This is a genomic window from Spirillospora sp. NBC_01491, assembly GCF_036227065.1.
Classification (GTDB): Bacteria; Actinomycetota; Actinomycetes; order Streptosporangiales; family Streptosporangiaceae; genus Spirillospora; species Spirillospora xylanilytica.
In genome coordinates, this window is the sequence record NZ_CP109432.1 from 2,605,394 (window position 1) to 2,628,219 (window position 22,826).

The 22,826-nt window shown below is 73.2% G+C and carries 25 protein-coding genes; 8 read left to right on the forward strand and 17 right to left on the reverse strand.

Translation table 11 applies throughout. The features are described 5' to 3' along the window. Positions 1-45: 45 nt before the first annotated feature. From OHA34_RS12270 to OHA34_RS12280, 3 genes are all read left to right on the forward strand, one after another. Positions 46-1,374 carry a threonine/serine ThrE exporter family protein gene (locus OHA34_RS12270; RefSeq protein WP_285941255.1) on the forward strand — a complete coding sequence of 443 codons (1,329 nt, stop codon included), beginning with the start codon at positions 46-48 and terminating at the stop codon, positions 1,372-1,374. 74 nt (positions 1,375-1,448) lie between these two features. Next, positions 1,449-1,742 carry a hypothetical protein gene (locus OHA34_RS12275; protein WP_329521656.1) on the forward strand — a complete coding sequence of 98 codons (294 nt, stop codon included), beginning with the start codon at positions 1,449-1,451 and terminating at the stop codon, positions 1,740-1,742. A gap of 8 nt (positions 1,743-1,750) precedes the next feature. Beyond that, complete coding sequence (locus OHA34_RS12280; RefSeq protein WP_285941257.1) at positions 1,751-2,881, forward strand: DUF6745 domain-containing protein; 1,131 nt, start codon at positions 1,751-1,753, stop codon at positions 2,879-2,881. Between the two features lie 68 nt (positions 2,882-2,949). Here the strand turns inward: OHA34_RS12280 and OHA34_RS12285 are convergent, their stop codons facing one another. From OHA34_RS12285 to OHA34_RS12305, 5 genes are read right to left on the reverse strand one after another with little or no spacing between them, the layout of a single operon-like run. After that, positions 2,950-3,798: an STM4011 family radical SAM protein gene (locus OHA34_RS12285; protein ID WP_329521657.1), complete on the reverse strand. Its 849-nt coding sequence runs from the start codon at positions 3,796-3,798 to the stop codon at positions 2,950-2,952. Next, positions 3,798-5,090: an STM4012 family radical SAM protein gene (locus OHA34_RS12290; protein WP_329521658.1), complete on the reverse strand. Its 1,293-nt coding sequence runs from the start codon at positions 5,088-5,090 to the stop codon at positions 3,798-3,800. Before OHA34_RS12290 ends, OHA34_RS12285 begins: the two co-directional genes overlap by 1 nt. Further along, a complete protein-coding gene (locus OHA34_RS12295) occupies positions 5,087-5,887 on the reverse strand; it encodes an STM4013/SEN3800 family hydrolase (RefSeq protein ID WP_285941260.1) in 801 nt (266 codons plus the stop codon). Before OHA34_RS12295 ends, OHA34_RS12290 begins: the two co-directional genes overlap by 4 nt. After that, positions 5,875-6,957, reverse strand: a complete 1,083-nt coding sequence (locus OHA34_RS12300; RefSeq protein ID WP_329521659.1) for an STM4014 family protein — start codon at positions 6,955-6,957, stop codon at positions 5,875-5,877. Before OHA34_RS12300 ends, OHA34_RS12295 begins: the two co-directional genes overlap by 13 nt. Next, a complete protein-coding gene (locus OHA34_RS12305; RefSeq protein ID WP_329521660.1) occupies positions 6,954-7,907 on the reverse strand; it encodes an STM4015 family protein in 954 nt (317 codons plus the stop codon). Before OHA34_RS12305 ends, OHA34_RS12300 begins: the two co-directional genes overlap by 4 nt. A 134-nt stretch (positions 7,908-8,041) precedes the next feature. On the opposite strand from OHA34_RS12305, the gene OHA34_RS12310 reads away from it, so the two are divergent. Then, positions 8,042-8,566 (forward strand): DinB family protein, encoded by a 525-nt coding sequence (locus tag OHA34_RS12310; RefSeq protein ID WP_285941263.1) that lies wholly within the window; start codon positions 8,042-8,044, stop codon positions 8,564-8,566. A gap of 50 nt (positions 8,567-8,616) precedes the next feature. Here OHA34_RS12310 and OHA34_RS12315 read toward each other — a convergent pair whose 3' ends face one another. From OHA34_RS12315 to OHA34_RS12355, 9 genes are all read right to left on the reverse strand, one after another. Further along, the gene (locus tag OHA34_RS12315) at positions 8,617-9,504 is read right to left on the reverse strand and encodes an STM4015 family protein (RefSeq protein ID WP_329521661.1); all 888 of its coding nucleotides are present in this window, start codon (positions 9,502-9,504) and stop codon (positions 8,617-8,619) included. Positions 9,505-9,533: 29 nt separating this feature from the next. Then, a complete protein-coding gene (locus OHA34_RS12320) occupies positions 9,534-10,454 on the reverse strand; it encodes an STM4015 family protein (protein WP_329521662.1) in 921 nt (306 codons plus the stop codon). Between the two features lie 62 nt (positions 10,455-10,516). After that, complete coding sequence (locus tag OHA34_RS12325) at positions 10,517-11,449, reverse strand: STM4015 family protein (protein ID WP_329521663.1); 933 nt, start codon at positions 11,447-11,449, stop codon at positions 10,517-10,519. 112 nt (positions 11,450-11,561) lie between these two features. Then, the gene (locus OHA34_RS12330) at positions 11,562-12,407 is read right to left on the reverse strand and encodes a MetQ/NlpA family ABC transporter substrate-binding protein (protein WP_329521664.1); all 846 of its coding nucleotides are present in this window, start codon (positions 12,405-12,407) and stop codon (positions 11,562-11,564) included. Positions 12,408-12,411: 4 nt separating this feature from the next. Then, on the reverse strand, positions 12,412-13,068 hold the full coding sequence (locus tag OHA34_RS12335) for a methionine ABC transporter permease (RefSeq protein WP_285941268.1): 657 nt from the start codon (positions 13,066-13,068) through the stop codon (positions 12,412-12,414). Next, the gene (locus tag OHA34_RS12340) at positions 13,065-14,081 is read right to left on the reverse strand and encodes a methionine ABC transporter ATP-binding protein (RefSeq protein WP_285941269.1); all 1,017 of its coding nucleotides are present in this window, start codon (positions 14,079-14,081) and stop codon (positions 13,065-13,067) included. Before OHA34_RS12340 ends, OHA34_RS12335 begins: the two co-directional genes overlap by 4 nt. A gap of 498 nt (positions 14,082-14,579) precedes the next feature. Continuing rightward, positions 14,580-15,461, reverse strand: a complete 882-nt coding sequence (locus OHA34_RS12345) for a hypothetical protein (RefSeq protein ID WP_285941270.1) — start codon at positions 15,459-15,461, stop codon at positions 14,580-14,582. Further along, complete coding sequence (locus OHA34_RS12350; RefSeq protein WP_329521665.1) at positions 15,458-16,105, reverse strand: response regulator transcription factor; 648 nt, start codon at positions 16,103-16,105, stop codon at positions 15,458-15,460. Before OHA34_RS12350 ends, OHA34_RS12345 begins: the two co-directional genes overlap by 4 nt. Then, the gene (locus tag OHA34_RS12355) at positions 16,093-17,358 is read right to left on the reverse strand and encodes a sensor histidine kinase (protein ID WP_285941272.1); all 1,266 of its coding nucleotides are present in this window, start codon (positions 17,356-17,358) and stop codon (positions 16,093-16,095) included. Before OHA34_RS12355 ends, OHA34_RS12350 begins: the two co-directional genes overlap by 13 nt. Positions 17,359-17,545: 187 nt before the next feature. Between OHA34_RS12355 and OHA34_RS12360 the strand changes: the two genes are divergently transcribed. The 4 genes from OHA34_RS12360 to OHA34_RS12375 all read left to right on the forward strand — a co-directional run bounded on the left by OHA34_RS12360 (position 17,546) and on the right by OHA34_RS12375 (position 20,292). Then, entirely contained in the window at positions 17,546-18,109 is a 564-nt protein-coding gene (locus OHA34_RS12360; RefSeq protein WP_329521666.1) for a hypothetical protein, read from the forward strand. A 118-nt stretch (positions 18,110-18,227) separates the two neighbouring features. Continuing rightward, complete coding sequence (locus tag OHA34_RS12365; RefSeq protein WP_329521667.1) at positions 18,228-18,806, forward strand: hypothetical protein; 579 nt, start codon at positions 18,228-18,230, stop codon at positions 18,804-18,806. Positions 18,807-18,884: 78 nt separating this feature from the next. After that, positions 18,885-19,466, forward strand: coding sequence for a TetR/AcrR family transcriptional regulator (locus OHA34_RS12370; protein ID WP_329521668.1), 582 nt, complete (start codon positions 18,885-18,887; stop codon positions 19,464-19,466). A gap of 73 nt (positions 19,467-19,539) precedes the next feature. After that, positions 19,540-20,292, forward strand: a complete 753-nt coding sequence (locus tag OHA34_RS12375; protein WP_285941276.1) for an SDR family NAD(P)-dependent oxidoreductase — start codon at positions 19,540-19,542, stop codon at positions 20,290-20,292. A 15-nt stretch (positions 20,293-20,307) separates the two neighbouring features. Here the strand turns inward: OHA34_RS12375 and OHA34_RS12380 are convergent, their stop codons facing one another. The 3 genes from OHA34_RS12380 to OHA34_RS12390 form a co-directional block, all read right to left on the reverse strand. Then, positions 20,308-20,913 carry a response regulator transcription factor gene (locus OHA34_RS12380; RefSeq protein ID WP_285941277.1) on the reverse strand — a complete coding sequence of 202 codons (606 nt, stop codon included), beginning with the start codon at positions 20,911-20,913 and terminating at the stop codon, positions 20,308-20,310. Next, entirely contained in the window at positions 20,910-22,043 is a 1,134-nt protein-coding gene (locus OHA34_RS12385; RefSeq protein WP_285941278.1) for a sensor histidine kinase, read from the reverse strand. Before OHA34_RS12385 ends, OHA34_RS12380 begins: the two co-directional genes overlap by 4 nt. Before the next feature lie 61 nt (positions 22,044-22,104). After that, positions 22,105-22,761 (reverse strand): ATP-binding cassette domain-containing protein, encoded by a 657-nt coding sequence (locus OHA34_RS12390; protein WP_285941279.1) that lies wholly within the window; start codon positions 22,759-22,761, stop codon positions 22,105-22,107. Positions 22,762-22,826 lie beyond the last annotated feature (65 nt).

The following is a 22,826-nucleotide window of genomic DNA, read 5'->3' on the forward strand; positions in this document are numbered from 1 at the left end:
ATGGGGCGGGCAGCTGAACGGTTGTGGCGCACTTGGCACGTCCTGATGGACGGGTCGACGCCCGAGCCGCCCGAGGACGAGCCGGGCGAGCTCGTCGATCCACTGGCGATCGATCTGGTGCTGCGCGTCGGCGAACTGCTACTGGCCAGCGGCGAGGCCACCGAGCGGGTGAACGAGGCGATGCTGAGCCTCGCGCTCGCCTACGAGCTGCCGCGCTGTGAGGTCCAGGTCACGCTGACCAGCCTGCTGGTGTCCGCGCGTCCCGGCAGCGGCGCGCAGCCCGTCACGGCGGCGCGCTCCATCCGGCGCCGCACGCCCGCGTACTGGCGGCTCGCCAAGCTGCACGCCCTGGTCCAAGAGGCGTCGATCGGCATGCTCGAGCTGCACGAGGCGCACACGCGGCTCGCGGAGATCAAGCGGGGCCGCGCGCCGTACCCGCCCTGGCTGATGGTCGTGGCGTTCGGGATGATCGCCGCGTCCGCCAGTGTGCTGTCGGGCGGCGGGTTCCTGGTCGCGATGACCGCGTTCTTCGCGACCATGCTCGGCGACCGCGCCGCCGCCGCGCTCGCCCGCCGCGGCCTGGCCGAGTTCTTCCAGCTGACGGTGGCCTCGTCGATCGGCGCCGCCGCCGCCGCGCTGGTGGTGGCGATGGGCAACCCGGCGCACGCCTCCACCATCGTCACCGGCGCGATCCTGGCGCTGCTGCCGGGACGGCCGCTGGTGGCGAGCATCCAGGACGGCATCACCGGCGACCTGGTGAGCGCGGGCGCCCGGGTGCTGGAGGTCTTCTTCATGATCGCGGCGATCGTGGCGGGGCTCGGCGCGGTGGTCTACGTGGCGATCAAGCTGGGTGCTCCGATCGAGGTCAACCCCCTCCAGACCGCCGCGCCGAAGCTGCGGCCGGTCCCGCTCCTGGCCGCGGCGGCGATCTCGCTGTCGTTCGCGGTGTCCCTGGCCGTCCCCCGCGAGGCGCTGCTGGCGGCGACGTTCGGCGGCGGCCTGATCTGGGTGCTGTACGTGCTGCTGCTCGGCTGGAACGTCACCCCGGTGCTCTCCGCCGCCGTGTCGGCGGTCATCGTCGGAGTGCTGGGGAACTGGCTGTCGCGGCGCCGCCAGATGCCGGTGATGCCCTTCATCGTCCCGGCGATCGGGCCGCTCCTGCCCGGGACGTTGCTGTACCGGGGCATGGTCCAACTCAACACGGGCCAAGGCCAGGCGGGCGTGCTGAGCCTCATCGGGGCCATCTCGGTGGCGCTGGCCCTGGGCGCGGGCGTCAACCTGGGCGGGGAACTCGTCCGCGCGTTCCAGCGCGTCGGGCTGAGCGCCTCCGGCCGCTGGGCCCGTCCGGCCGCGCGCCGTACGCGCGGGTTCTGAGCCGCGCTGGAAGTGTCGGTGCCGCCCGCTAGCTTCGCGGTATGTACCGACAGGGAGACATCCTCATACTGCAAGTGCCTGAGAAGGCGGTCCCGAACGCCGTGCGCGATCTCCCTCCGGCGCCGCGCGACGGACGGGGCCGCATGGTGCTCGCGCTCGGCGAGGTCACCGGGCACGCCCACGCGCTCAAGGCGCCCGGCACGCTGCGGCGGTCGCCCGACCCGATGACGCCCGACCACCTGCACCTGCCGTCCGGCGGGCTGCTGGTCCATGAGGAGCACGCGGCGATCTCCCTGCCCAAGGGGTGGTACCGGGTGGTCAGGCAGCGCGAGTACGTGCCGGGCTCCGCCCGCGTGGTCGCGGACTGAGCGGGCAGATGGAGACCGAGAGCTTGCAGATGGAGACCGCGCCCGGCGGGGCCGTCCGGGGAGCGCAGTACGTGGTGGGCGACTGGCAGTCGGCCGGTTTCGCCACCGGTCCGGCCGACCGTGAGCGGGCCGAGGCGGGCATCACCGCCGCTTATGCCGCCGCCGGGCTCGACGCGCCTGAGAGGTTCGTCTGGGTGTCCTCCCCCGCGCACGGGGCGGTCGCCGCGGCGTTCATCGGCGGGTACGGCGCGACCGAGGGGATGGCCGAGCTGGCCCGGTTCGTCGACGGCGCCGACCTCGACGGCGCGGGGTCGAGCGTCCGCGACGCCGTGCGGACGCGTCCGTGGGAACGGGAGCGCACCGCCGCCAGTGCCGAACTGGGACCCGAGCGGTGGGCGACGGCCTGGGCCGAGACCGGCGGGCTGCTATGGGATCCGGTGAACGGGTTGGTCGCCCGGGTGCGGCAGGCCATCGGGGCGCTGGCCGGGGACGGTTCCGAGGCCGAGTCGCTGCTGCGCGCCGCGACCCTCGATGCGGTGCTGGGCCAACAGGACGCCCCCTGGCTGGCACTGTTCGAATCGCTCGGACGGCTCGACGGGCCGCTGGCCGGCCTCGCCGAGGCCGCCCGTTCCGCCGGATGGTGGTGGCCCTACGAGCGTGTGGTGGTCGTCTCCGAGCGTCCGGACGAGCTGTACCGCGACGAGCCCGGACGGCTCCACCGCGGCGACGGGCCCGCGCTGGCCTACCCCGGCGGGTTCGCCCTGCACGCCTGGCGCGGCATGCCGATCCCCGCCGACTTCGTCGCCTCCCTGGCCGAGATCGACGCCGCGCGCATCGCCGGCGAGCCCAACTCCGAGCTGCGCCGGGTGATGCTGGAGATCTTCGGCTACGACCGCTACCTGGCCGAGACGGGCGCGCGTCCCCTGCATCGCGACGAGACCGGCGTGCTGTGGTCCATCGACCTGCCGGGCGACGAGCCGGTCGTCATGGTCGAGGTGGTCAACTCCACCCCTGAGCCGGACGGCTCGTACCGCACCTACTACCTGCGGGTGCCGCCCGACACGCGCACCGCGCGCGCGGGCGTGGCCTGGACGTTCGGCGTCCCCGAGGCCGACTACCAGCCCGAGAAGCAGACCTGACCCCCTTGACGCGGGCCGATGCCCCCTGGTGACCACTTCCCCTGGTCACCAGGGGGCATCGGCCCGCGTCAAGCCTCCATGTGGGGGATGCGTTCCAGGATGCCCCCGGCGAACACGTCGTAGAGGCCGAGCGGCTCCAGGTGGACGTACCCGATGTGGCAGTCGCAGGCGTCGACGGGGCAGCCGCGTGGGGCGAGGGCGTCACGGAACGATTCGTCGTAGAGGTTGCCCAGGACGGTGGGCACGAAATGGCACCGGCGAACCGTTCCGTCGCCGTCCACTGAGATGACGCTCTCCCCCGTACGGCAGGGCAGGCCGCGGCTGGGATGCGGGTGGCGGCTGTAGGCGAAGTGGGGATCGAGGCCGGTCCAGGCGGCGGCCTCGGCGTCGGTGTAGGTGCGGCCCTCGGCCGCGTTGATCCACAGGTAGGTCCCGGCGGGCAGGTCGGCCCGGAGGCGGCGGGCGGCGGCGAGGTGCTCGGGCTGCCCGACGACGCCGACGCTGAACCGGACGCCGCGTTCGGCCAGGTCGCGGCACCTGGAGAGGAACCGTTCGTAGGGGACCTGGCCCGGGTGGTACGTCGCCCAGAGCGCCAGCGTCCCCAGATCAGCGTCCGCGGTCCAGGCGACCCGGTGGCTGAGGTTGGTCTGGATCGCGGCCCGCTCGACGTGCGGGAGGCGGCTGAGGCCGATGAGGGCGTGCCGGTACCAGGAGCGGACCAGGCCCTCGCCCCACGGGGTGAACAGGACCGAGACGGGGTGGGTCTGCTCGGCCACCCAGCCCGCGAACCGCTCGAGCGCGGCGCGGTCGGCGCGGAGCTGCTCCGGGGTGTCGCGGCGCTTGCCGAACGGGCAGTAGGGGCAGTCGTAGTCGCAGCTCGCGAGCGGTCCCCGGTAGAGGATCGTCAGGTGCTCCATCAGCGCGCCTCGTAGGCGTCCATGAGGGTCCGCACGCCGGGTGAGAACAGCGCGGGGCCGATCGCGTCGGAGTGGGCGAGCCCCTCGGGGGTGAGGCGGAGGACGTCGGCGGCCTGGTCCAGCCAGCCCTGTTCGGCGAAGCCGGCCAGGTCGGCGGCGAAGTCGTCGGCGGCGTCGGTGCCGAAGCGGGCCCGGTAGCCGGCCCGGTCGAGGCCGGCCGTCTGAAGCAGCGACTGGATGAGGTGGCGGCGGCGCCGCTCGGCGTCGGGTACGGGGAATCCGACGCGGGCCGTGCCAAACTCCGTCTCCGCCACGTAGTCGTCGATGATGGCGCGGACCTGGCTCGCGCCGACCGCGTACTCGAACGAGTAGTGCAGGCGCGAGGTGTACGAGCGGGCCCCGCAGCCGAGCCCCACCATCCCGTCGGTCTGGCAGCAGTACTCGGTGCCGTTCTCCGTGCCTCCGGGCAGCCGGAACATCCGCATGGACACCTGCTCGTAGCCCTCGCCGAGGAGGTGGTCCCGGCCGATCCGGTACAGCTCCAGGCGCTCGTCGTCCCAGTCGCGCGCGCGACGGCCGAGCCCGGTCAGCGGCCGTACGTACAGCGGGTAGAGGTAGAGCTCCTCCGGACGCCAGCGCAGGGCCGCGTCCAGGGAGTGCAGCCAGGTGGCGGGGGTCTGGCCGTCAATGCCGTAGATGAGGTCGATGTTGAGCGTGGGGAAGCCCACCGCGCGGATGCGGTCGAGCGCGGCCTCGACCTCGGCGCGCTTCTGCGGCCGTACGGCGGCGCGGGCCTCCTCGTCGATGAAGCTCTGCACGCCGATCGAGATGCGGGTGGCGCCGCGTTCGGCGAGCACGGTGAGGCGGTCGGTGGTCGCGGTGGCCGGGGAGGTCTCGACGCCCAGCGGGATCGCGGGCAGGTCCGCGAAGCGTCCGGCGACGTCACAGAGCCGCTCCAGCTCGGGGGCCGTCAAGTAGGTGGGGGTCCCGCCACCGAACGCGGCTGTGGCGAACGAGGCGTCGCCGAGGGCGTCCCTGGTGGCGGCGGCCTGCCGTTCGAGGGCGTCCAGATAGGCGCCGGTCAGTTCCTCGGGCGCGCCCGTCCGCGTGAACAGGTTGCAGAAGCCGCAGCGCATCTCGCAGAACGGGACGTGCAGGTAGAGGAAGAGCGCGTCGCGCGCCTCCCCGTCCCACACCTGCTGGAGCGTGGGCGCCGGATCGAGCGGCCGGTAGGCGGTCTTGTGGGGGTAGGCGTAGACGTAGCCCTGGTACGGGCCTGTGGTGGTGCTCACTTCAGTACGAACTCCCCATACGGAACGGTCCAGACGACCTCGTGGCCGATGCGGTGCCCGGTATGGCCGTCCTCGCCGTACGCGGTCCCGTGGTCAGAGCAGACGATGACGAAGCAGGGGCGGCGCATGAGGCCGAAGAGCCGTCCCAGGTGGCGGTCGACATGGCGCAGTGCCGCGGCGTGGCTCTCTCTGGAGTCGCCGTGCTCGCGCGTCGCGCCGTCGAGGTGGAACCAGTTGGGCTGGTGCAGCGCGGCCACGTTCAGCAGCAGGAACAGCCGACGGTCGTGGGGAAGGCGCCCGACCACCTCGGCGACACGGTCGATCTGGTGGGGCAGGGACTCAGGGTCGGTGACACCGAACTCAGGCTCCCAATGGCTCTCGGCGAACATATCGGGCAGGACGGAGCCGAGCGGCGTCCTCTTGTTGAAGAAGCCCACACCGCCGACGCAGACCGTGTGGTAGCCGGCTTGGGCGAGCCCCGCCGGCAGGTCGGCGGCGTCGAACGTCCACGTCCCGTCCGCCGTCGACTCACTGCCGGGGAAGCGTCCGGCGAAGAGGCGGAGATGCGGGCCGGGGCCCGCAGGGGTCGGCAGGAATCCGGCCAGCATCGCGGTGTGCGCGGCATAGGTGAAGGAGCCCGGCGTGTGCCGCCGCTCCCACGTCCCGCCGGGGAGGAGACCGGCCAGCGTCGGGGTCTCGCCCGCCGCGGCGAGTTCGGCGGCCACGTCGTGGCGGAGCGTGTCGAGCGTCACCAGCAGCAGGTCGTGGCCGCCGATGACCTGGTTCATGTCGTGCATACGGGGAGCTTCTCCGACAGGACGGCCTGGACTTGGGCAGTGTAGGTGTCGAGACCGTCCGCCGCGCCGCCGGGTAGGCCGGTCAGCCCCGGCAGCAAATCGCCGAACGCGTTGACCTCGCCGACCGCGAACCGCCGCCACCCGACCTGGATCAGCAGGTCCACGCCGACCATGAGGCTGCCGGGGAAGCATTCCGCCGCCCGCGCGCACGCGTCGAGCGCCCGCCGCCAGCCGTCCTCGCCCAGCGCCGCCCGCACCTCGCCGAGGTCTCCGCGCGCGCCGCCGAGGTGCAGGTTGGTCATCGGATGCCGGCTGGTGCGCGCCACCACGTGGGTGGGCTCCCCCGCGACCACCACCACCCGCAGGTCGAGCGCCCGCCCGCCGAGCGACGCCTTCGGGATCCACCGCTCCACGTGCAGCCCGTCCGGCGCCAGCGCGTCGATCAGCGCCGCCACCTCGGGCTCGGTCTGGTAGGCGCGGACCCGCAGCGAGTTGAGCAGGCCCGTCCCGGTCATGGCCGCCGAGGTGACGGCCCTGATCCGGCCGGGCGCGACCTGCAACGCGACGACCCCGGACGCCGACGAGCCGTGCGCGGGCTTGACGAACACCCGCGCCGCCTTCTCCGCCGCCATCCGCGCGCGCAACTCCGCGTAGCCGCGCACCTCCCCCAGGGCGGACGGGACGGGCACCCCGGCCGCTTCGAGACGGGCGTGGCACACGCGCTTGTCGAACATCACCGCGATCTCGCCCGTGTCGCTGACGGAACGGACGCCCGCCCGCGCGCCCGCGGCACGGACCCGCTCCAGCGCGGCGGTGAACGTCCCGTACCAGGCGGCGCCGCCCCCCACGCGGGCCGGATCGCCGGGGCCGCGCAGCAGCGCGTCGGCCTCGGGGTCGCCGCCCGGCGACTCGACGCGCAGCACCGTCCCCGGCGCGATCTCCGGCTCGGCGCCGCGCAGCACGTCCGTCCAGGCGATCACGTCCGGGCCCGCCAGGCCGGACGAGCGGCACGCGGCGGCGAACCCGTCCGTCCGCCGGTCGCCGGGCGTGCCGACCACGGTGAACCTCATTCCGCGACCGCGATGTAGGAGCCCGAGTCGTCCCATATCTCGTTGTCGAGCCAGCCGGGTTCGCCGATCGCGTCGTCCAGGTCGACGCGCACGCCGGGCAGCGCGGCCTTCAGCCGGTCGGCCACGGCGTCGGACAGGAAGGCGTGGTGGAGGTCGAGCTCCTTCAGGTGGGTCAGCGGCTGCCCGTTCAGCAGCGCCTCCGCGCCCCGGTCGGTCAACGCGCCCATCGACAGGGCCAGGGACTCCAGCCGGGCGACGACGGAGGCGGTCGCGACCGCCTCGGCGATCTCGTCCTGGCAGTCGGCGTTCTGCAACCCGAGCCGCCGCAGCGCCGGGAGCCTCTCGCCGGTCAGGATGGGCCCCAGGTTCGGGACCGTCACGCTCCGTCCGCGTTCGTCGGCGCCCAGCCACAGGTCGAGGTGCTCCAGGGCGGGCAGGTCGCTGGCCGTCACGCTCTGCACGGCGCTCGCGGGCAGCCCGCCCGACTCGAACCGCAGCACCTTCAGCAGTTCGTTGCGCATCGGCGTGAACCGCAGGCCCTCACCGCCACGGACCTCGAGGTGCTCCAGCAGGGGGAACGCGGCGAACAGCGGGGTCAGGTCGAACTGCTCGATCCACGAGATGTGCCTCTCCCCGTCCACGATGTCGCCCAGGAACAGCGCCCGCAGCGAGGGGAACCGGTCGGCGACACCGATCAGCAACTCGATCGGGTCCTCCTCGTACTCCCACCAGCCGATGACCAGATGGGTCACCTCGGCGGTGTCGACAGCCTCCAGGAAGAGCGGGAAGTTGTCCTGGAGGTCTCTGAGCTGCGCGCCGTTCTCGTGGACGAAGCACCGGACGGCCCAGGCCGCCGCCGAGGCCGCCGGCAGCCCGTCGCCCGCCCCGCGCTCGCCGTCGAACTCGACCACCGGCAGGCCGGCGAACGTGTCAAGGTGCTCGGTGATCATGTGCTGGTTCCTCCAGAAGGATCGTGTGACCTGTCATACCAGCCACACCCGACAAACCCGGACGGTTCCCGGGGCCGCGCCCCCGGCCGGAAATCGGCTGTCCGGACAGGGCGGCGGTATGCAAGCATCGGCCGATGCACGCCTCCCGACGCGATCTGCTGCGCTGGCAGTTCGACCTGACCTGGTCGCTGTTCGAGTACCACCTGGAGCGGCTGGAGCCCGACGACCTCCTGTGGGAGCCCGCGCCCCTCTGCTGGACGATGCGTCCCGACGCCGCCGGGACCTGGACGCCGGACTGGGCCGAGACCGAGCCCGACCCCGTCCCGGTTCCCACCATCGCCTGGGTGAGCTGGCACATCGGCTGGTGGTGGAGCGTGACCATCGACCACGCGCTGGGCCGTCCGCCCCGTGACCGCGCCGAGATCGCCTGGCCGGGCGAGCGCGAGACCGCCGGATGGCTGCGCGGCCTCCGCGACGACTGGCTGGCGGTGCTGGACGGGCTCACCGACGCCGATCTGGACGCGACCGCCACGTTCCCGTCGCGGGACGACCCCGAGTACACCGTCGCCCACATGATCGGCTGGGTGAATTCCGAGCTGATGAAGAACGTCGCCGAGATCGGCCAGTTGCGTCTAGTCCGCGTCGCCTCCGCGCACTGAGCTCCGTCCCCGAAGCGAACGGGTCGGACGGGTCGGTGTGAGGGCCTGGGTCATTCGGCGACCTCGATGTAGTAGATGCCGTCGTCGGCCAGGTTCCGATACATCATGTCGACCTCCACGCCGGGGAGGGCGGCCTGGACACGCTCCATCATCGTGTCGCTGAGGAAGTGGTGGCGCAGGTCGAGGCGGCGCAGGTGGGTCAGGGGCTGGCCGACCAGAAGGGCCTCGGCGCCCTGGTCGGTCAGGGTGCCCATCGCCAGGCTCAGCGACTCCAGGCGTGCGACGACCGGTGCCCCGGCCACCGCCGCCGCGATCTCGTCCTGGAGCACGCTGTCCTCCAGCCCCAGGTGCCGCAGGGCCGGCAGCCGCTGCCCGCCCAGGATCGGGGCCAGGTCGGCGACCGTCGCGTCACCGCCGTAGTTGGGGTCGCCCAGCCAGATGTCCAGGTGCTCCAGATTGGGGAGGTCGCTCGCGGCGACGGCCTGCACGACATCGCCCTCCAGCCCGCCCGACTCGATTCGCAGTGTTCTCAGGGTCTCGCTGCGGAAGGGGCGCAGCATGCTCGATTCGGAACCCCTGACCTCGAACCGCTCCAACTTGGGGAACACGGTGAAGACCGGGGTCAGCTCGGCGTGCCAGAGCGAGGAGATGTCGCAGTCCTCGGACGACATGTCCCCGATGAACAGCGCGCGGAGAGCGGGGAACCGGTCGGCGACCTCGATCAGCTTGTCCGACGCGAACGTGTCCACGGTGTCGTGCAGTCCCCAGTACCCGATGCTCAGGTCGGTCACCTGGGTCGTGTCGACGGTCCGCATGAAGCGCTCGAAGACCTCCTCCCAGGGCGTCCCGTCGTACTGGGAGCGGATGTACCAGGAGGCCTCACCCGCGGCGGGGAGTTGCTCGGATTCGGTCGTGGCGTAGAAGTCGACCCGGAGCATGGGGCCCTCCTGTCCGTCGGGGTGCGGGGTCATTCGGAGACCGCGATGTAGTGCCAGTCGTCGACGGGCTTCTTCTGTTTCGAGAGGTCGACGTCGACGCCGGGCAGCTCGGCCCGGACGCGTGCGGCCATCGGGTCGCTCAGGAAGTGGTGGTGCAGATCGAGGCGGCGCAGATGCGTGAGCGGCTGGCCTGACAGCAGCGCTTCGGCGCCCGCGTCGGTCAGGACGCCCATCGCCAGGCTCAGCGACTCCAGGCGTGCGACGACCGGCGCCGAGGCCACCGCCGCGGCCACCTCGTCCTGGAGCTCGCTGTCCTCCAACCCCAGGTGCCGCAGCGCCGGGAAGCGCTCGCCGTTCAGGAACGGGGCCAGGTCGGCGACCGTCGCGTCACCGCCGTAGTTGGGGTCGCCCAGCCACAGGTCCATGTGCTCCAGGTTGGGAAGGTCGCTCGCGGCGACGGCCTGCACGACATCGCCCGGCAGGCCGCCCGACTCGAACCGCAGCACCTTGAGGGCCTCGCTCCGGACCGGCGCCAGCTTGAGGTTGCCGCGAACTTCGAGGCGCTCCAGGCCGGGGTAGGCGTCGAAGAGCGGGGTGATGTCGCAGGGCGGGATCCACGAGATCTCCGACTCGTACACGATGATGTCGCCGAGGAAGATCGCCCGCAGGTTCGGGAAGCGGTCCGCGGCGGCGGCGAGCAGCGGCACCGGGTCGGGGGCGTCGTCGTGGCCCGCGCCCCAGAAACCGACGACCAGCGCCGTCATCGGTGCCGTGTCGACGGCGTCGAGGAAGTTCGCGAAGACCTCCTCGAACGGCGCCTCGTCGTACTCCGCGCTCACCCGCCAGGCGAACTCGCCCGCGGGTGGAAGCGGAACGTCCGCCGTGATCTCCTCCGAGAACTGCCCCACCGGCAGACCGGCGAACTCCTCCAGATGGCTGTAGACGCCCATCAGAACCCTCTCGACCGTTGATTCGTCCGCACTGTCCTACCAGGAGCGCCCGACAATGCCGGTCATTCCGCGAACGCGATGTAGGTCTCGTTATCGTCCTGCTGGGCGCCGAGGTCGACGTCGACACCGGGCAGCGCCGCCCGGACGCGCTCGACCATCGGGTCGCTCAGGAAGTGGTGGTGCAGATCGAGGCGACGCAGATGCGTGAGCGGCTGGCCTGACACCAGGGCCTCCGCGCCCTGGTCGGTCAGATTGCCCAACGCCAGACTCAACGACTCCAACCGCGCGACGACCGGCGCCCCGGCGACCGCCGCCGCGACCTCGTCCTGGATCTCGCTGTCCTCCAAGCCCAGATGCCGCAGGGCGGGCAGCCGCTCCCCGGTGAGGAGCGGCGCGAGGTCGGCGACCGTCGCGTCACCGCCGTAGTAGGCGGCGCCGAGCCACACGTCCAGATGCTCCAGCGCGGGCAGGTCGCTCGCGGCCAGCCCGCGCACATCGCGCCCGGGCAGGCCGCCGGACTCCAGCCGCAGCACCTTGAGCGCCTCGCTGCGGACCGGCAGCAGGTCGGGAGCGCCGCGGGCCTCCAAGCGCTCCAGCCCGGGGAACGCCGTGAACAGCGGGGTGATGTCGTAGGGCTCGATGTAGGAGATCTCGGAGTCCCTCTGCACGATGTCGCCCCAGAACAGCGCGCGCAGGTTCGGGAAGCGGTCAGCGGCGGCGATCAGCAGCGGGACCGGGTCGTCGGGGTCCTCGTACGCCGGGTCGAGACTGTAGTCGGGACCCCAGAAGCCGATGACCAGCGTGGTCAGCCGGGCGGTGTCGACGGTCTGCAGGAAGTGCGCGAAGACCGGGTCGATGGGACCCCCGTCGGTCACCGTGCTCACCCGCCAGGCGACCTCGTCCGCCGGAGGGAGCGGGTCGTCCGCGGTGATCCCCAGGTGGAACTCCGCCACCGGCAGGCCGGCGAACTCGTCCAGGTGGTCCTTCTTGCGCATCCGGTCCCTTTCAGATGATCTTCCGCCCTGTCCTACCAGGAGCGGCCGACGATCCGGGACGGATGCGCGAAAAGGGCCCCCGGACGCTCCGTCCGGGGGCCCTCGCGCGGCATCACGCGGCGGGGATCACCGAGCCCTTGAACTTGTCGGCGATGAACTTCTTCACCTCCGGGCCCTGGAGCAGCTCGACCAGCTTCTTCACGCGCGGGTCGGACTCGTTCCCGGCCTTGACCACGACGCCGTTGGCGTACGGGTTGCCCTCGGGCTTCTCCAGGACCAGGCCGTCGGTGGCCGGCGTCAGCCCGCCCTCCAGCGCGAAGTTGCCGTTGATCACGGCGGCGTCCACGTCCTGGAGCGAGCGCGGGAGCTGCGCGGCCTCCAGCGGCTTGAACTTCAGGCCCTTGGCGTTGGTGGCGACGTCCTTCTCGGTGGCCTCGGTCCCGGCGTCCGCCTTGAGGGTGAGCAGCCCGTTGTCGGCCAGGAGCTTCAGCGCGCGGGCGCCGTTGGTGGCGTCGTTCGGGATGGCGACGGTCGCGCCCTGCGGCAGCGCGTTCAGGTCCTTGACCTTCTTGGAGAAGACCCCGAGCGGCTCCAGGTGGACGGGCGCGACCCAGCTCAGCTTGATGCCCTTGGACTTGGTGAAGTCGTCCAGGTACGGCTTGTGCTGGAAGTAGTTGGCGTCGATCTGCCCGTCATCCAGCGCCAGGTTGGGCTGGACGTAGTCGGAGAACTCCTTGACCTCCAGCTCGAGCCCGGCCTTGGCGGCGAGGTTCTGCTTCACGTACCCGAGGATCTCGGCGTGCGGGGACGGGGAGGCGCCGATCCTGAGCGGCTCGGACGGGTCGGAGCCGGACGAGCCGGAGTCCGACGAGCCGCAGGCGGTCAGGCCAAGCAGCAGGCTGGCGGCGGCGACGGCGATGCTTGTCTTGCGGAGCACGGGGAGTGCCTTTCTCTTCATGGGGTTACTTGTGGGACAGGCGCCGGACGAGCAGGTCGCCGAGCGTCTGGACGAGCTGCACCACGACGACGAGCAGCACGACGGTGGCGACCATGACACCGGTCTCGAACCGCTGGTAGCCGTAGCGGACGGCCAGGTCGCCGAGCCCGCCGCCGCCGATCGCGCCGGCCATCGCGGAGTAGCCGACGATCGCCACGACGGTGATCGTCAGCCCGGCGACCAGGCCCGGCGCGGCCTCGCGCAGCAGCACCTTGCGGGAGATCTGCCAGCGGGACGCGCCCATGGCCCGGGCGGCGTCGATCACGCCGGGATCGACCTCGCGGAGGGCGGTCTCGACCAGCCGCGCGTAGAACGGGACGGCGGCCACGGTCAGCGGCACGATCGCCGCGGCGGTGCCGATGGTGGTGCCGGTGAGGGCGCGGGTGAACGGCAGGATCGCGACCATCAGGATGATGAACGGGAGCGACCGGCCGACGTTCACGATCGCGGCGAGCACCCGGTTGAGCGGCGCGACCGGCAGCAGCCCGCCGCGGCCCGTGGCCACCAGCAGCACGCCGAGCACAAGGCCGCCGAGCGCGGTCAGCGCCGCGGCCCACACCGTCATCTGGAGGGTCTCCAGGGTGGCCTGGCCGAGCATCGGCCTGATCTCGTCCCAGGTCATGGCCGCACCCCCTCACCCGGGCGGGCGCCCGCGCCGTGCACCTCGACGGTCAGCCCGGAGTCGCGCAGGTGCGCGAGCTGGGCCGCGTTGACCTCCGGGTCGCCGGGCAGCTCGATGCGCAGCCGGCCGATCCGGCCGTCGCCGACCTGCTCGACGGCGCCGCCGAGGATGTTGACGTCGATGGAGTAGGTGCGGGCCAGGGCGGACACGAACGGCCGGTCGGCGCTGTCGCCCTCGAAGGTGACGTCGACCACGGTGGCGCCCTCGCGGACGTCCGGCGCGGGCAGCGGGAACAGCCCGCCGGCCAGCTCCGATCCGGGACGCAGCAGCAGGTCGCGGACCGGGCCGGACTCCACCACCCGCCCCGCGCGCATGATCGCGGCCGAGTCGCAGATCCGCTTGACCACCTCCATCTCGTGCGTGATCAGCAGCACGGTGAGGCCGAGCCGGCGGGACAGGTCGCGCAGCAGCTCCAGGATCGAGGCGGTGGTCTCGGGGTCGAGCGCCGAGGTGGCCTCGTCCGACAGCAGCACCTCGGGGCGTCCGGCGAGCGCGCGGGCGATGCCGACGCGCTGCTTCTGCCCGCCGGAGATCTGCGCCGGGTAGGCCCCGGCGTGCTCGGTGAGCCCGACCAGCTCGAGCAGCTCGGCGACGCGGGCGGCGCGTTCGGCCCGCGGCATCCGCATGACCTCCAGCGGGAAGGCGACGTTGCCCGCGACCGTGCGGCCGGAGAGCAGCCCGAAGTGCTGGTGGATCATGCCGATGCCGCGGCGGGCGGCGCGCAGCTCGGCGCCGGACAGCGCGAGCAGGTCCCGGCCGCCGACCACCACCCGGCCGGAGTCGGGCCGTTCAAGGAGGTTGACGCAGCGCAGCAGGGTGCTCTTGCCCGCCCCGCTGCGGCCGAGGACGCCGAAGATCTCGCCCTCGCGGACGGCCAGGTCGACGCCGTCGACGGCGGTCACCGCGCGATGGCGGGCGCGGTAGACCTTTCTGAGTTTTTCGATCTGAATCACAGGAAATCATCCGTGCGGGCGAGCGCCGCCCAGGGGCGGCGGGGCGATTGGATCAGGGCGAGCCGGGACGGCGGGCGGACCCGGACGCGTCAGGCGGTCCCGCGTGCGGTCGGCGGACCCGCACGCCGGCGGGCCCGAACGCGGTCAGCGGTCAGCGGTCAGCGGTCAGCGGTCAGCGGTCAGCGGTCAGCGGTCAGCGGTCAGCGGTCAGGAGCGTCCCGGCGGAAACGGGGCGTGGCTCAGCAGATGGCGTTCGATGTTCATGAGCGCGACTCGGGGGTCTCGGAGTTGCTCGCTTCGGGGCGCGAGGCTCGATCAGGGGCCCTCAGCGGTCACACATTCGACGGCGGCACGCACCGGGCATGGCTCGCGACGTCCGCATGGTCTGCGGGCGGGGCGGCGGGCACGGACGTACGGCGGTCATGTCCGTCAGTAAACCCGCAAGTCATAAATGACGCAAATCGCAGCTCAGCGGCATCCCGCGAAGCCTCCCGCGGCTCAGCCGGCTCCGGTGTAGTCGACCCAGGTGGAGCCGGAGCCGCTCTGCACCGAGATCATCGCGGGCGCGTCCTGGTCCACGAGCGCCCCGTTGACGTGCGACCCGCCGGCGCTGGAGCGGGCGAGCACCCGGTAGTACGACCCGCGCGGCACACCGATCCGCACCTCGCCGGAGCCGCTGGTCGCGGTCACCCGGCGCGGCGGCGCGGCGAAGCCGAGGTCCATCCGGCCGGAGTGGATCCGCCCCGTCAGCTCCGGCGTCGCGAGCCGCGTCCCCTTGACCTCGCCGGAGCCCGCCGAGAAGTGGACCGGGCCGCTCAGCCCGGTGAGGTTCGCCGCGCCCGAGCCCGTCCGCAGATCGAGGTCGCCGGACAGGCCGCCGACCCCGACCTCGCCGGAACCGGAGCTGATCCGGAGTCGGACGCCGGCCGGCACCCGCAGGTCGAGGTCGCCCTCGCAGTCCAGGCTGGAGAACAACTGCGAGCGCCCCTCGCAGGAGAAGTCCACCGTCATGACCTCCCCGGCCACCGCGACCTGGACGTGCGGCCTGTCCAGCGACCAGCGCAGTTGCCTGCGCACGGTCACCTGGCCGTCCCGGCCCGGCCCGAGCGCCAGCGTCGCGGCCCCGGAGTTGACCCGGATCTCGCTGATCGGCTGCCGGTAGACCTTCGAGCCCTCACTGCTCTGCCGGATCGCGCGTCCCCACATCTGGAGGCAGGACGGGGCGACGACCACGAACGCGGTGACGGCGGCGAGCGCGATCCAGACCCCCCTGCGCCTGGGCCGGTCCGGCGGCGGCGCGGCGCTCCCCCCGGACTCGTCCGGGGGGAGCCCGGGGGTGCCGGCGGCGGGCGGCGCGGCGTCCCGCGTGGGAGCGGTCATGTGTCGCCGCCGAGGAAGTGGAGCACTGCGAGGACCCTCCGGTGGTCGCCCTCCGCGTGCGGGAGGTCGAGCTTGGCGAAGATGCTGTTGATGTGCTTGGCGACCGCGCTCTCGCTCACCACGAGCGCGGCGGCGATGCCCGCGTTCGAGCGGCCCTCGGCCATCAGCCCGAGCACCTCCCGCTCGCGCGGGGTGAGCCGGTCGAGCGGCCCGCGGTTGCGGCGCAGCAGGAGCTGCGAGACGACCTCGGGGTCCAGCGCGGTGCCGCCGGCGGCGACGCGGCGCAGCGCGTCCAGGAACGCCGCGACGTCGGCGACCCGGTCCTTGAGCAGGTATCCGACGCCGCTGGTGTTGGTCGACAGCAGATCGGCGGCGTACCGCTCCTCCACGTACTGCGACAGCAGCAGCACCGCGACCTCCGGCGACTCGCGGCGCATCACCAGCGCCGCGCGCACGCCCTCGTCGGTGAAGCCGGGGGGCATCCGCACGTCCACGATCGCCGCGTCCGGACGGTACTCGCGGACCGCGGCGAGCAGCGCGTCGGCGTCGCCGACCGCGGCGGCCACCTCGAACCCCGAGGTCTCCAGCAGCTTGATCAGTCCGGCTCGCAGCAGGACCGAGTCCTCGGCGATCACAATGCGCACGGCAACTCCACGGTGACGGTCGTCGGGCCCCCGGCGGGGCTGGCGATCCGGAAGGTACCGTCCACGGACCGGACCCGCCGCGCCAGCCCCAGCAGCCCCGTCCCGCCGGCCGGGTCGGCGCCGCCCACCCCGTCGTCGACGACCTTCAGCCCGAGCACGTCACCGGTCCGGGCCACCTCGACGTCGACCGCGGTCGCCCGCGCGTGCTTGACGATGTTGGTGAGCGTCTCCGAGACCACGAAGTAGGCGACGGCCTCGACGGTGGACGAGGCCCGCGGCTCCACCCGGACGCTCAGCCGGACCGGCACCGGCACCCGGGCGGCGACGCCCGACAGCGCGGCGTCGAGGCCGCGGTCCTCCAGCACGGCCGGGTGCAGGCCGCGGACCAGGTTGCGCAGCTCGGTGAGCGCCTCCTTCGCCTCCTCGTGCGCCTCGACGATCACCCGCATCGCCTCGTCCGGGACACCGGTGAGGGTCTCGCGGGCGAGCCCGAGGTTCATCGCCATGGAGACGAGCCGCTGCTGGGCGCCGTCGTGCAGGTCCCGCTCGATCCGGCGGCGCTCCAGGTCGGCGGCGTCCACCACGCTGGCGCGCTTCTCGGCGAGGTCCTCGACCCTGCGCTCCAGCTCCTCGGCCCGGTCGGGCCCGAGCAGCGCGAGCGCGGCGCGGGCGTCCAGGTTGCGGGTGGCCGCCGCGACCCAGGGCGCGGCGAGCAGCAGCAGCACGCCGAGCGCGGTGAGCAGGCCGATCCGGATCGCGTGCGTGCTCAGGCTGAACACGCTGGTGTCGGGGAGGGCCCACGCGTAGGTGCCGATCCCGGCCAGCAGAACGCCCGCCGCCCACGTCGCGCAGGTGAGCAGCCCGCCGAAGGCGAGCATCGGGCCGATGAGGAGGTGGTAGCGCAGCACCCGCCACAGCCCGGGCACGCGCAGATCGCGCGGCGTATTCCACCAGCGCCTGCCCTCCAGGCCCGGGAGCGGGGGGACGTCGAGCCCCAGCATCGCCCAGAACCGCTCGCGCTGCGCCGACGTCAGCGGGACCATCACCAGCAGCGCGAGGACGATCGTGCAGCCGGTCAGGAACAGGATCGGCGTCACGTTCACCGGCGTCCAGAGCGTCCACGGCAGGCCGAGGATCGTCCATCCGGCGAACTGGAGCGGCACCCCTGAGACGGCGAACACGGTGTCCCGCCACGCCGCCCGTGACCACGGAGCGTGCGCGAAGGCGTGCCGCACCGGAGAGATGGATGCCATGAATGAACCGTATTGCCACAGATGACGGGGCGCCATGAACCCTGGTGCCGCTCCGGGGGTGAACCTAGTGCCACCTTGGGTCGGATATCCGGGCTACTGACTGTGACGCCGCTTCCCGGGAGGCTGGAGACCAGCGCCCCAAGAAGGGTGCGGATCACCTTCACCGCAGATCGAGGAGCACGCCCCCATGGTCGCCATCGTCCCGCCGAGCCGGCCCGGCGCGATCCGCTTCATCCGCCCCGCCTGTGACGTCCGCGGCGTCCGCGCCCGGGGCGCCGCCGGAGCCCCGGGGGCGGTTCGGCCCGCCGGTCGCCTTCGCCCCGCCGGCCGCGTTCGGCTCACCGAGCGGGCGCTCACCGGGGTGCGCGGACGCTGGGCCGGCTGGGGGCTCGTGGCCGCGGGGGCGGCGCTCGTGCCCTGGATCTGGACGCTGGCGAACCGGCTCCCCTCGACCACCCAGGTGTCCCACTGGGGGACGGCGTGGGTGGGGCTGGACCTGATGCTGGCGGCGGGCCTGATGAGCACCGGCGCGCTGGTCACCCGGCGGGACGCCCGGCACGGCCTCACCGCGGCGGCCACCGCGGCGCTGCTGCTGATGGATGCGTGGTTCGACGTGATGACCGCCGCGTCCGGGGCCGAGCGGGTGGTGGCGGTGTCCCTGGCAGTGGGGGCCGAGCTCCCTTTGGCCGCCTTTTGCGCCGTTCTCGCCGTGCGTGCCGTTTCGGGGGGAGCTTCGGCGGCAACACGATGACATGAGTACGGCAGATGGGTGAAACCAGACGAGCCGGACCTCTAGAGTGAGTCCGACGTAGGGGTCCTCTTGCGGGAGGGCCCTTTGCCCTGTCTGCACGATCACGAGGTCCCGCGAGATGAACGACCACGAGGTGCACGAGGAGTGCCTGCGGCTCCTACGGGAGGGACTGCCGGTGCCCGAGCCGGCCGCCTGGGAGGAAGGACGGGACTTCCTTCCGCTCGGCCTCGACGTGGACGGCGACGTCGCCGTCGTCAGCTTCCTCCATCAGACCGGCGGTATGCCGAGCCGGGTCCCCCCGTTCATCGAGGGCTGGACGTTCCACCGCCGCGACGGCGAGTGGATGGAGCTGGGCGGCGCCGGCGGGTGCGCCCCGGACGAGCCGCTCGCCCGGCGCTCCGCCGACGACCTGGGGGGCCACCTCCAGCGGTACGGGGCCGGCCGGACGGTCCGCAACGCCAACCGGCTCCTGCCCTGGGGCGCCAAGTGGGTCAACCAGGTCCAGCTCCGCGTCTCGACCGAGGTGACCCGGATCCGGGTCGGCAAGCGGGTGCTCGACGTTCCCGGGCACGGCCATGTGGTGGTGGTGTGGGCGGCCCGCCGGGGCCCGGTCATCGAGGCGCTCGCCGACGACGGCTCGGTGCTGGACGCGCTCGACCTGGACCGTCCGTCCGTCCCCGCACGCCAGCCTCTCTGACCCACCCGGCCATCCTTGTGTCCGCTGTTGGACCGTTATATTTGACCGATCGATCTACATCGCTCTAGGGTCGGGTCCATGGCGAGGACCAAGGAGTTCGACCCGGACGCGGTGCTTCAGCGCGCGCTGGAGCTGTTCTGGGAGCGCGGCTACGAGGCGACCTCGATGGCCGACCTCGTGGCGCACCTCGGCATCGCCCGCGCGAGCCTCTACGCCACCTACGGCGGCAAGCACGAGCTCTACCTCAAGGCGCTCGGCTGCTACCTCGGCAGGACCGACCCCCTGATCATCGACGCGCTGTCCCAGCCGGGCCCGGCACTGCCGGCCGTCCGGTCGCTGATCGAGCGGTTCGCCGACCAGTCGGCCGGCGATCCGCGCAACCTCGGATGCATGGTGGTGAACGCGGCCGTCGAGCTGGCGGCCAGGGACCCTGAGGCCGCCCGCCTGGTCGAGTCGAGCTGGAACACCCTGGAGACGGCGCTGACCTCGGCGCTGATCCGGGCCCGCGCCCAGGGCGAGCTCGCGCCCGACAAGGACCCCCGAAGGCTCGCCCGGTTCCTGCTGGTGCTGTTCCAGGGGATCCGGGTGCTCGGCCGGACGCCCGGCGAGTCCGCGCGGCTCCGCGACGCCACTGCCGAGGCCCTCGCCCTGCTCTCCTGACCCGTCCCTGTCCCTGCGGACGGGCTTCGTCGACCCCGTTTTCTAGACCGATCGATCCCGAAAGAAGGCAGTCATGACCGCACGCTTCACCGGCAAGGTCGTCCTGATCACCGGCGGCGGCACCGGCATCGGCCGCGCCACCGCCCTCGCGTTCGGCCGGGAGGGCGCCACCGTCATGGTCTCCGGCCGCAGGGCCGAGCCCCTCGCCGAGACCGTGAAGCTGATCGAGGCCGAGGGCGGCCGGGCCGACCACGCCACCGCCGACGTGTCCCGCTCGGCCGACGTCGAACGGCTCGTCGCCACCACCGTGGCCCGGCACGGCGGCCTGCACGTGGCGTTCAACAACGCCGGGGTGCTCGGCGCGGGCCCCGTCCCCGACCTCGACGAGGACACCTGGAACGCCATGGTCGGCACCAACCTCACCGGCGTGTTCCTGTCGATGAAGCACGAGATCGCGCACATGCGCGGCAACGGCGGCGGGACGATCGTCAACACCGCGTCCAACCCGGTCACCGCGGTCCCCGGGCTCGGCGCGTACGCGGCCACCAAGGAGGCCGTCGTCGCGCTCACCCGCGCCGCCGCCCGCGACGCCATCGGCGACGGCGTCCGGATCACCGCGGTCGCCCCCGGCCCGGTGGACGCGCCGATGACCTTCCTGCCCGGGGAGGCCCCGGCGGACCGCGACGCCCGCCTCGCCCCGCACATCCCGATCGGCCGCGTCGGCGGCGCCGCCGAGATCGCCGCCGCCGTCCTGTGGCTCGCCTCGCCCGAGTCGGCCTTCGTCGTCGGCCACGGCCTGGTCATCGACGGCGGCGTCTCCGCCTGACGTCCGCCGGACGGGTCAGAGCCAGCCGAGGTCGCGGGCCACGCGGGCGGCGGCGTGCCGGTTCTCCACGCCGAGCTTGGTGACGGCGGCCGACAGGTAGTTGCGGACGGTCCCCTCCGACAGGCCGAGGCCGCGCGCGATGCGGGACACCGGGGCGCCGCCCGCGGCGGCGCGCAGGGCGTCGAGCTCGCGTGGGGTGAGCGGGCACTCCTCGGCGGCGAGCGCGTCGGCGGCGAGCTGTGGGTCGATATAGCGGGCGCCGTCCGCGACCTGCCGGATGACCTGCGCGAGCCGCGCGCCCGGGGCGTCCTTGCCGAGGAAGCCGCGCACCCCCGCGGCCATCGCCCGGCGCAGGTTGCCGGGACGGCCGTGCGCGGTCACGATCACCAGCCGGCAGCCGGGCAGCTCGCGGGACAGCCGCTCGGCGGCGGCGAGCCCGTCCAGGCCGGGCATGTCGATGTCGAGCACGGCGACGTCGGGCTCGAGGGCCAGCGCCCGCTCGACCGCCTCGTCGCCGCGGCCGACGTCGGCGGCGACCTCGATACCGTCCTCGGTCTCCAACAGCAGCACCAGCGCCTCCCGGATCAGCAGGTGGTCGTCGGCCAGCAGCACCCTGATCATGTGTCTCCCCCCGGCCCGGCCGGCACCGCCGCCGCCACCCGGAACGTCCCGTCGCCCACCGGGCCGGCGCTGAACTCGCCGCCCGCCGCCGCGATCCGCTCGGCCAGGCCCGCCAGGCCGCTGCCGGCCTCGCCCGCCGAGCGGCGCGCGGCACCGTCGTTGCTGATCTCCACCCGGACCCGGGCCGCGTCGGCCGCGACCGTGATCACGCACCAGGTGGCGCTGGAGTGCCGGAGCACGTTGGTGGCCGCCTCCCGCGCGACCCAGCCGAGCGGCTCGTGCACGTGCGCGGGCAGCTCCGGGGAGATCTCCGGGGCCGCGCAGCTGATCCCGGCCGCGCGCAGCACCGCCGACATGCCGTCCAGCTCGGTGCGCAGCGACGTCGCCCGGTAGCCGCGGACGATCTCCCGGACGTCGCGGACCGAGTCGCGCGCCACCGTCTGGATCTCGGTGAGCTCCTTGCGGACCCGGCCGGGATCGCGTTCCAGGTACCGCTCGGCGACCTCGGCGCGCAGCGCGACCGCCTGGAGGCTGTGGCCGAGGACGTCGTGCAGGTCGCGGGCGAAGCGGAGCCGCTCCTCGCCGACGGCCGAGCGGGCCAGCTCGGCGCGCGCCTCCCGCAGTTCCTGGACGACATGGAAGAACCAGACCGTCACATACCCAGAGAACGCCGCCATCGGGATGCCCGTCACCTCGTACAGCAGGGTCGGGCCGGGCAGCCCCAGGACCAGCCCGTACACCGGCGTGAGGACGGTCGCCGCCGCCGTCGCGCCGATCGCCTGCCGCATCGGCAGCACGATCGCGATGAGGCCGGCGTGCACGACCAGGGCGTTGCCCCAGCCGCCCCCGGTGCCGAGCAGCGCCGGGAGCGCCCAGCAGACGGCGACGATCGCGGCCAGGCCGAAGCGGTGGCCGGGAGCGGTGCGCCGCATCAGGTTGAGCCACAGCAGCCGCCCGTACAGGGCGGCCACCGCGCCCGTGCCGGCCACCGCGAGGGCGACGCGGCCCGGGTCGCGCCGGTCGAACAGCTCGTACCAGAAGGCGGGCAGCAGGATCCCGGCGAGGGTCACCAGCGTGATCGCCACGATGATCGCGGCGATCACCGTGGGACGCGGAATCCTGGGCTGCACCGGTCCTGCCGCCTCTGCTGTCACGGGAGGGGGCCTCAGCGTACGCGCTTCCGGGCCGCGATCACGCGGCCCGGAGCCGGGCGGAGTCGCGGCCGGTGACCAGCGCGCCCTCGTCCAGGACCCCGACCCGGTCGGCGCGGCACGCCTCGTGCGGGTCGCGGGTGGCCAGGACCACGCCCACGCCCTGCCCGGCCAGGAGCCGCAGCACCGCCCGGACCTCCCGCGCGGACGCCTCGTCCAGTCCGGCGGTGGGCTCGTCCAGGAGGAGCACGTCGGACCGTCCGACCAGGGCCAGCGCGAGGTCCAGCAGGCGCCGCCGTCCCGCCGTGAGCCGCTCGAACGGCTCGTCCGCCGCGTCCGCCAGCCCGACCAGCCGCAGCGCCTCGTCCCGGCCGAGCGGGTCGAGCGTCCAGCGCCGCCAGGTGCCGACGATCTCGGCGACGGTCAGCCCGGGGAACAGGCCGCCGTCGCGCCAGACCGCGCCCGTCCGCGCCGACCCGGCACGGGCGTACGGGTCGGCGCCCGCCACGCGGACCGTGCCGCCCGCCGGCCGCCGCAGGCCCGCCAGGATCTCCAGCAGCGTCGTCTTGCCCGCCCCGTACCGGCCAAGGATCGCGTAGACCTCCCCTTCGGCCACGGTGAACGAGACAGTGCCGGCGGCCTTCCGCCCACCAGGACGTGCCTGCAACTCGCGTACCTCGATCACGGGTGCCTTCATGCCCTCCATGCTGCCGTCCGTCCGCCCTGGTGGGCAGTCACGCGCGTCAGGAGCCGGCCGGGACG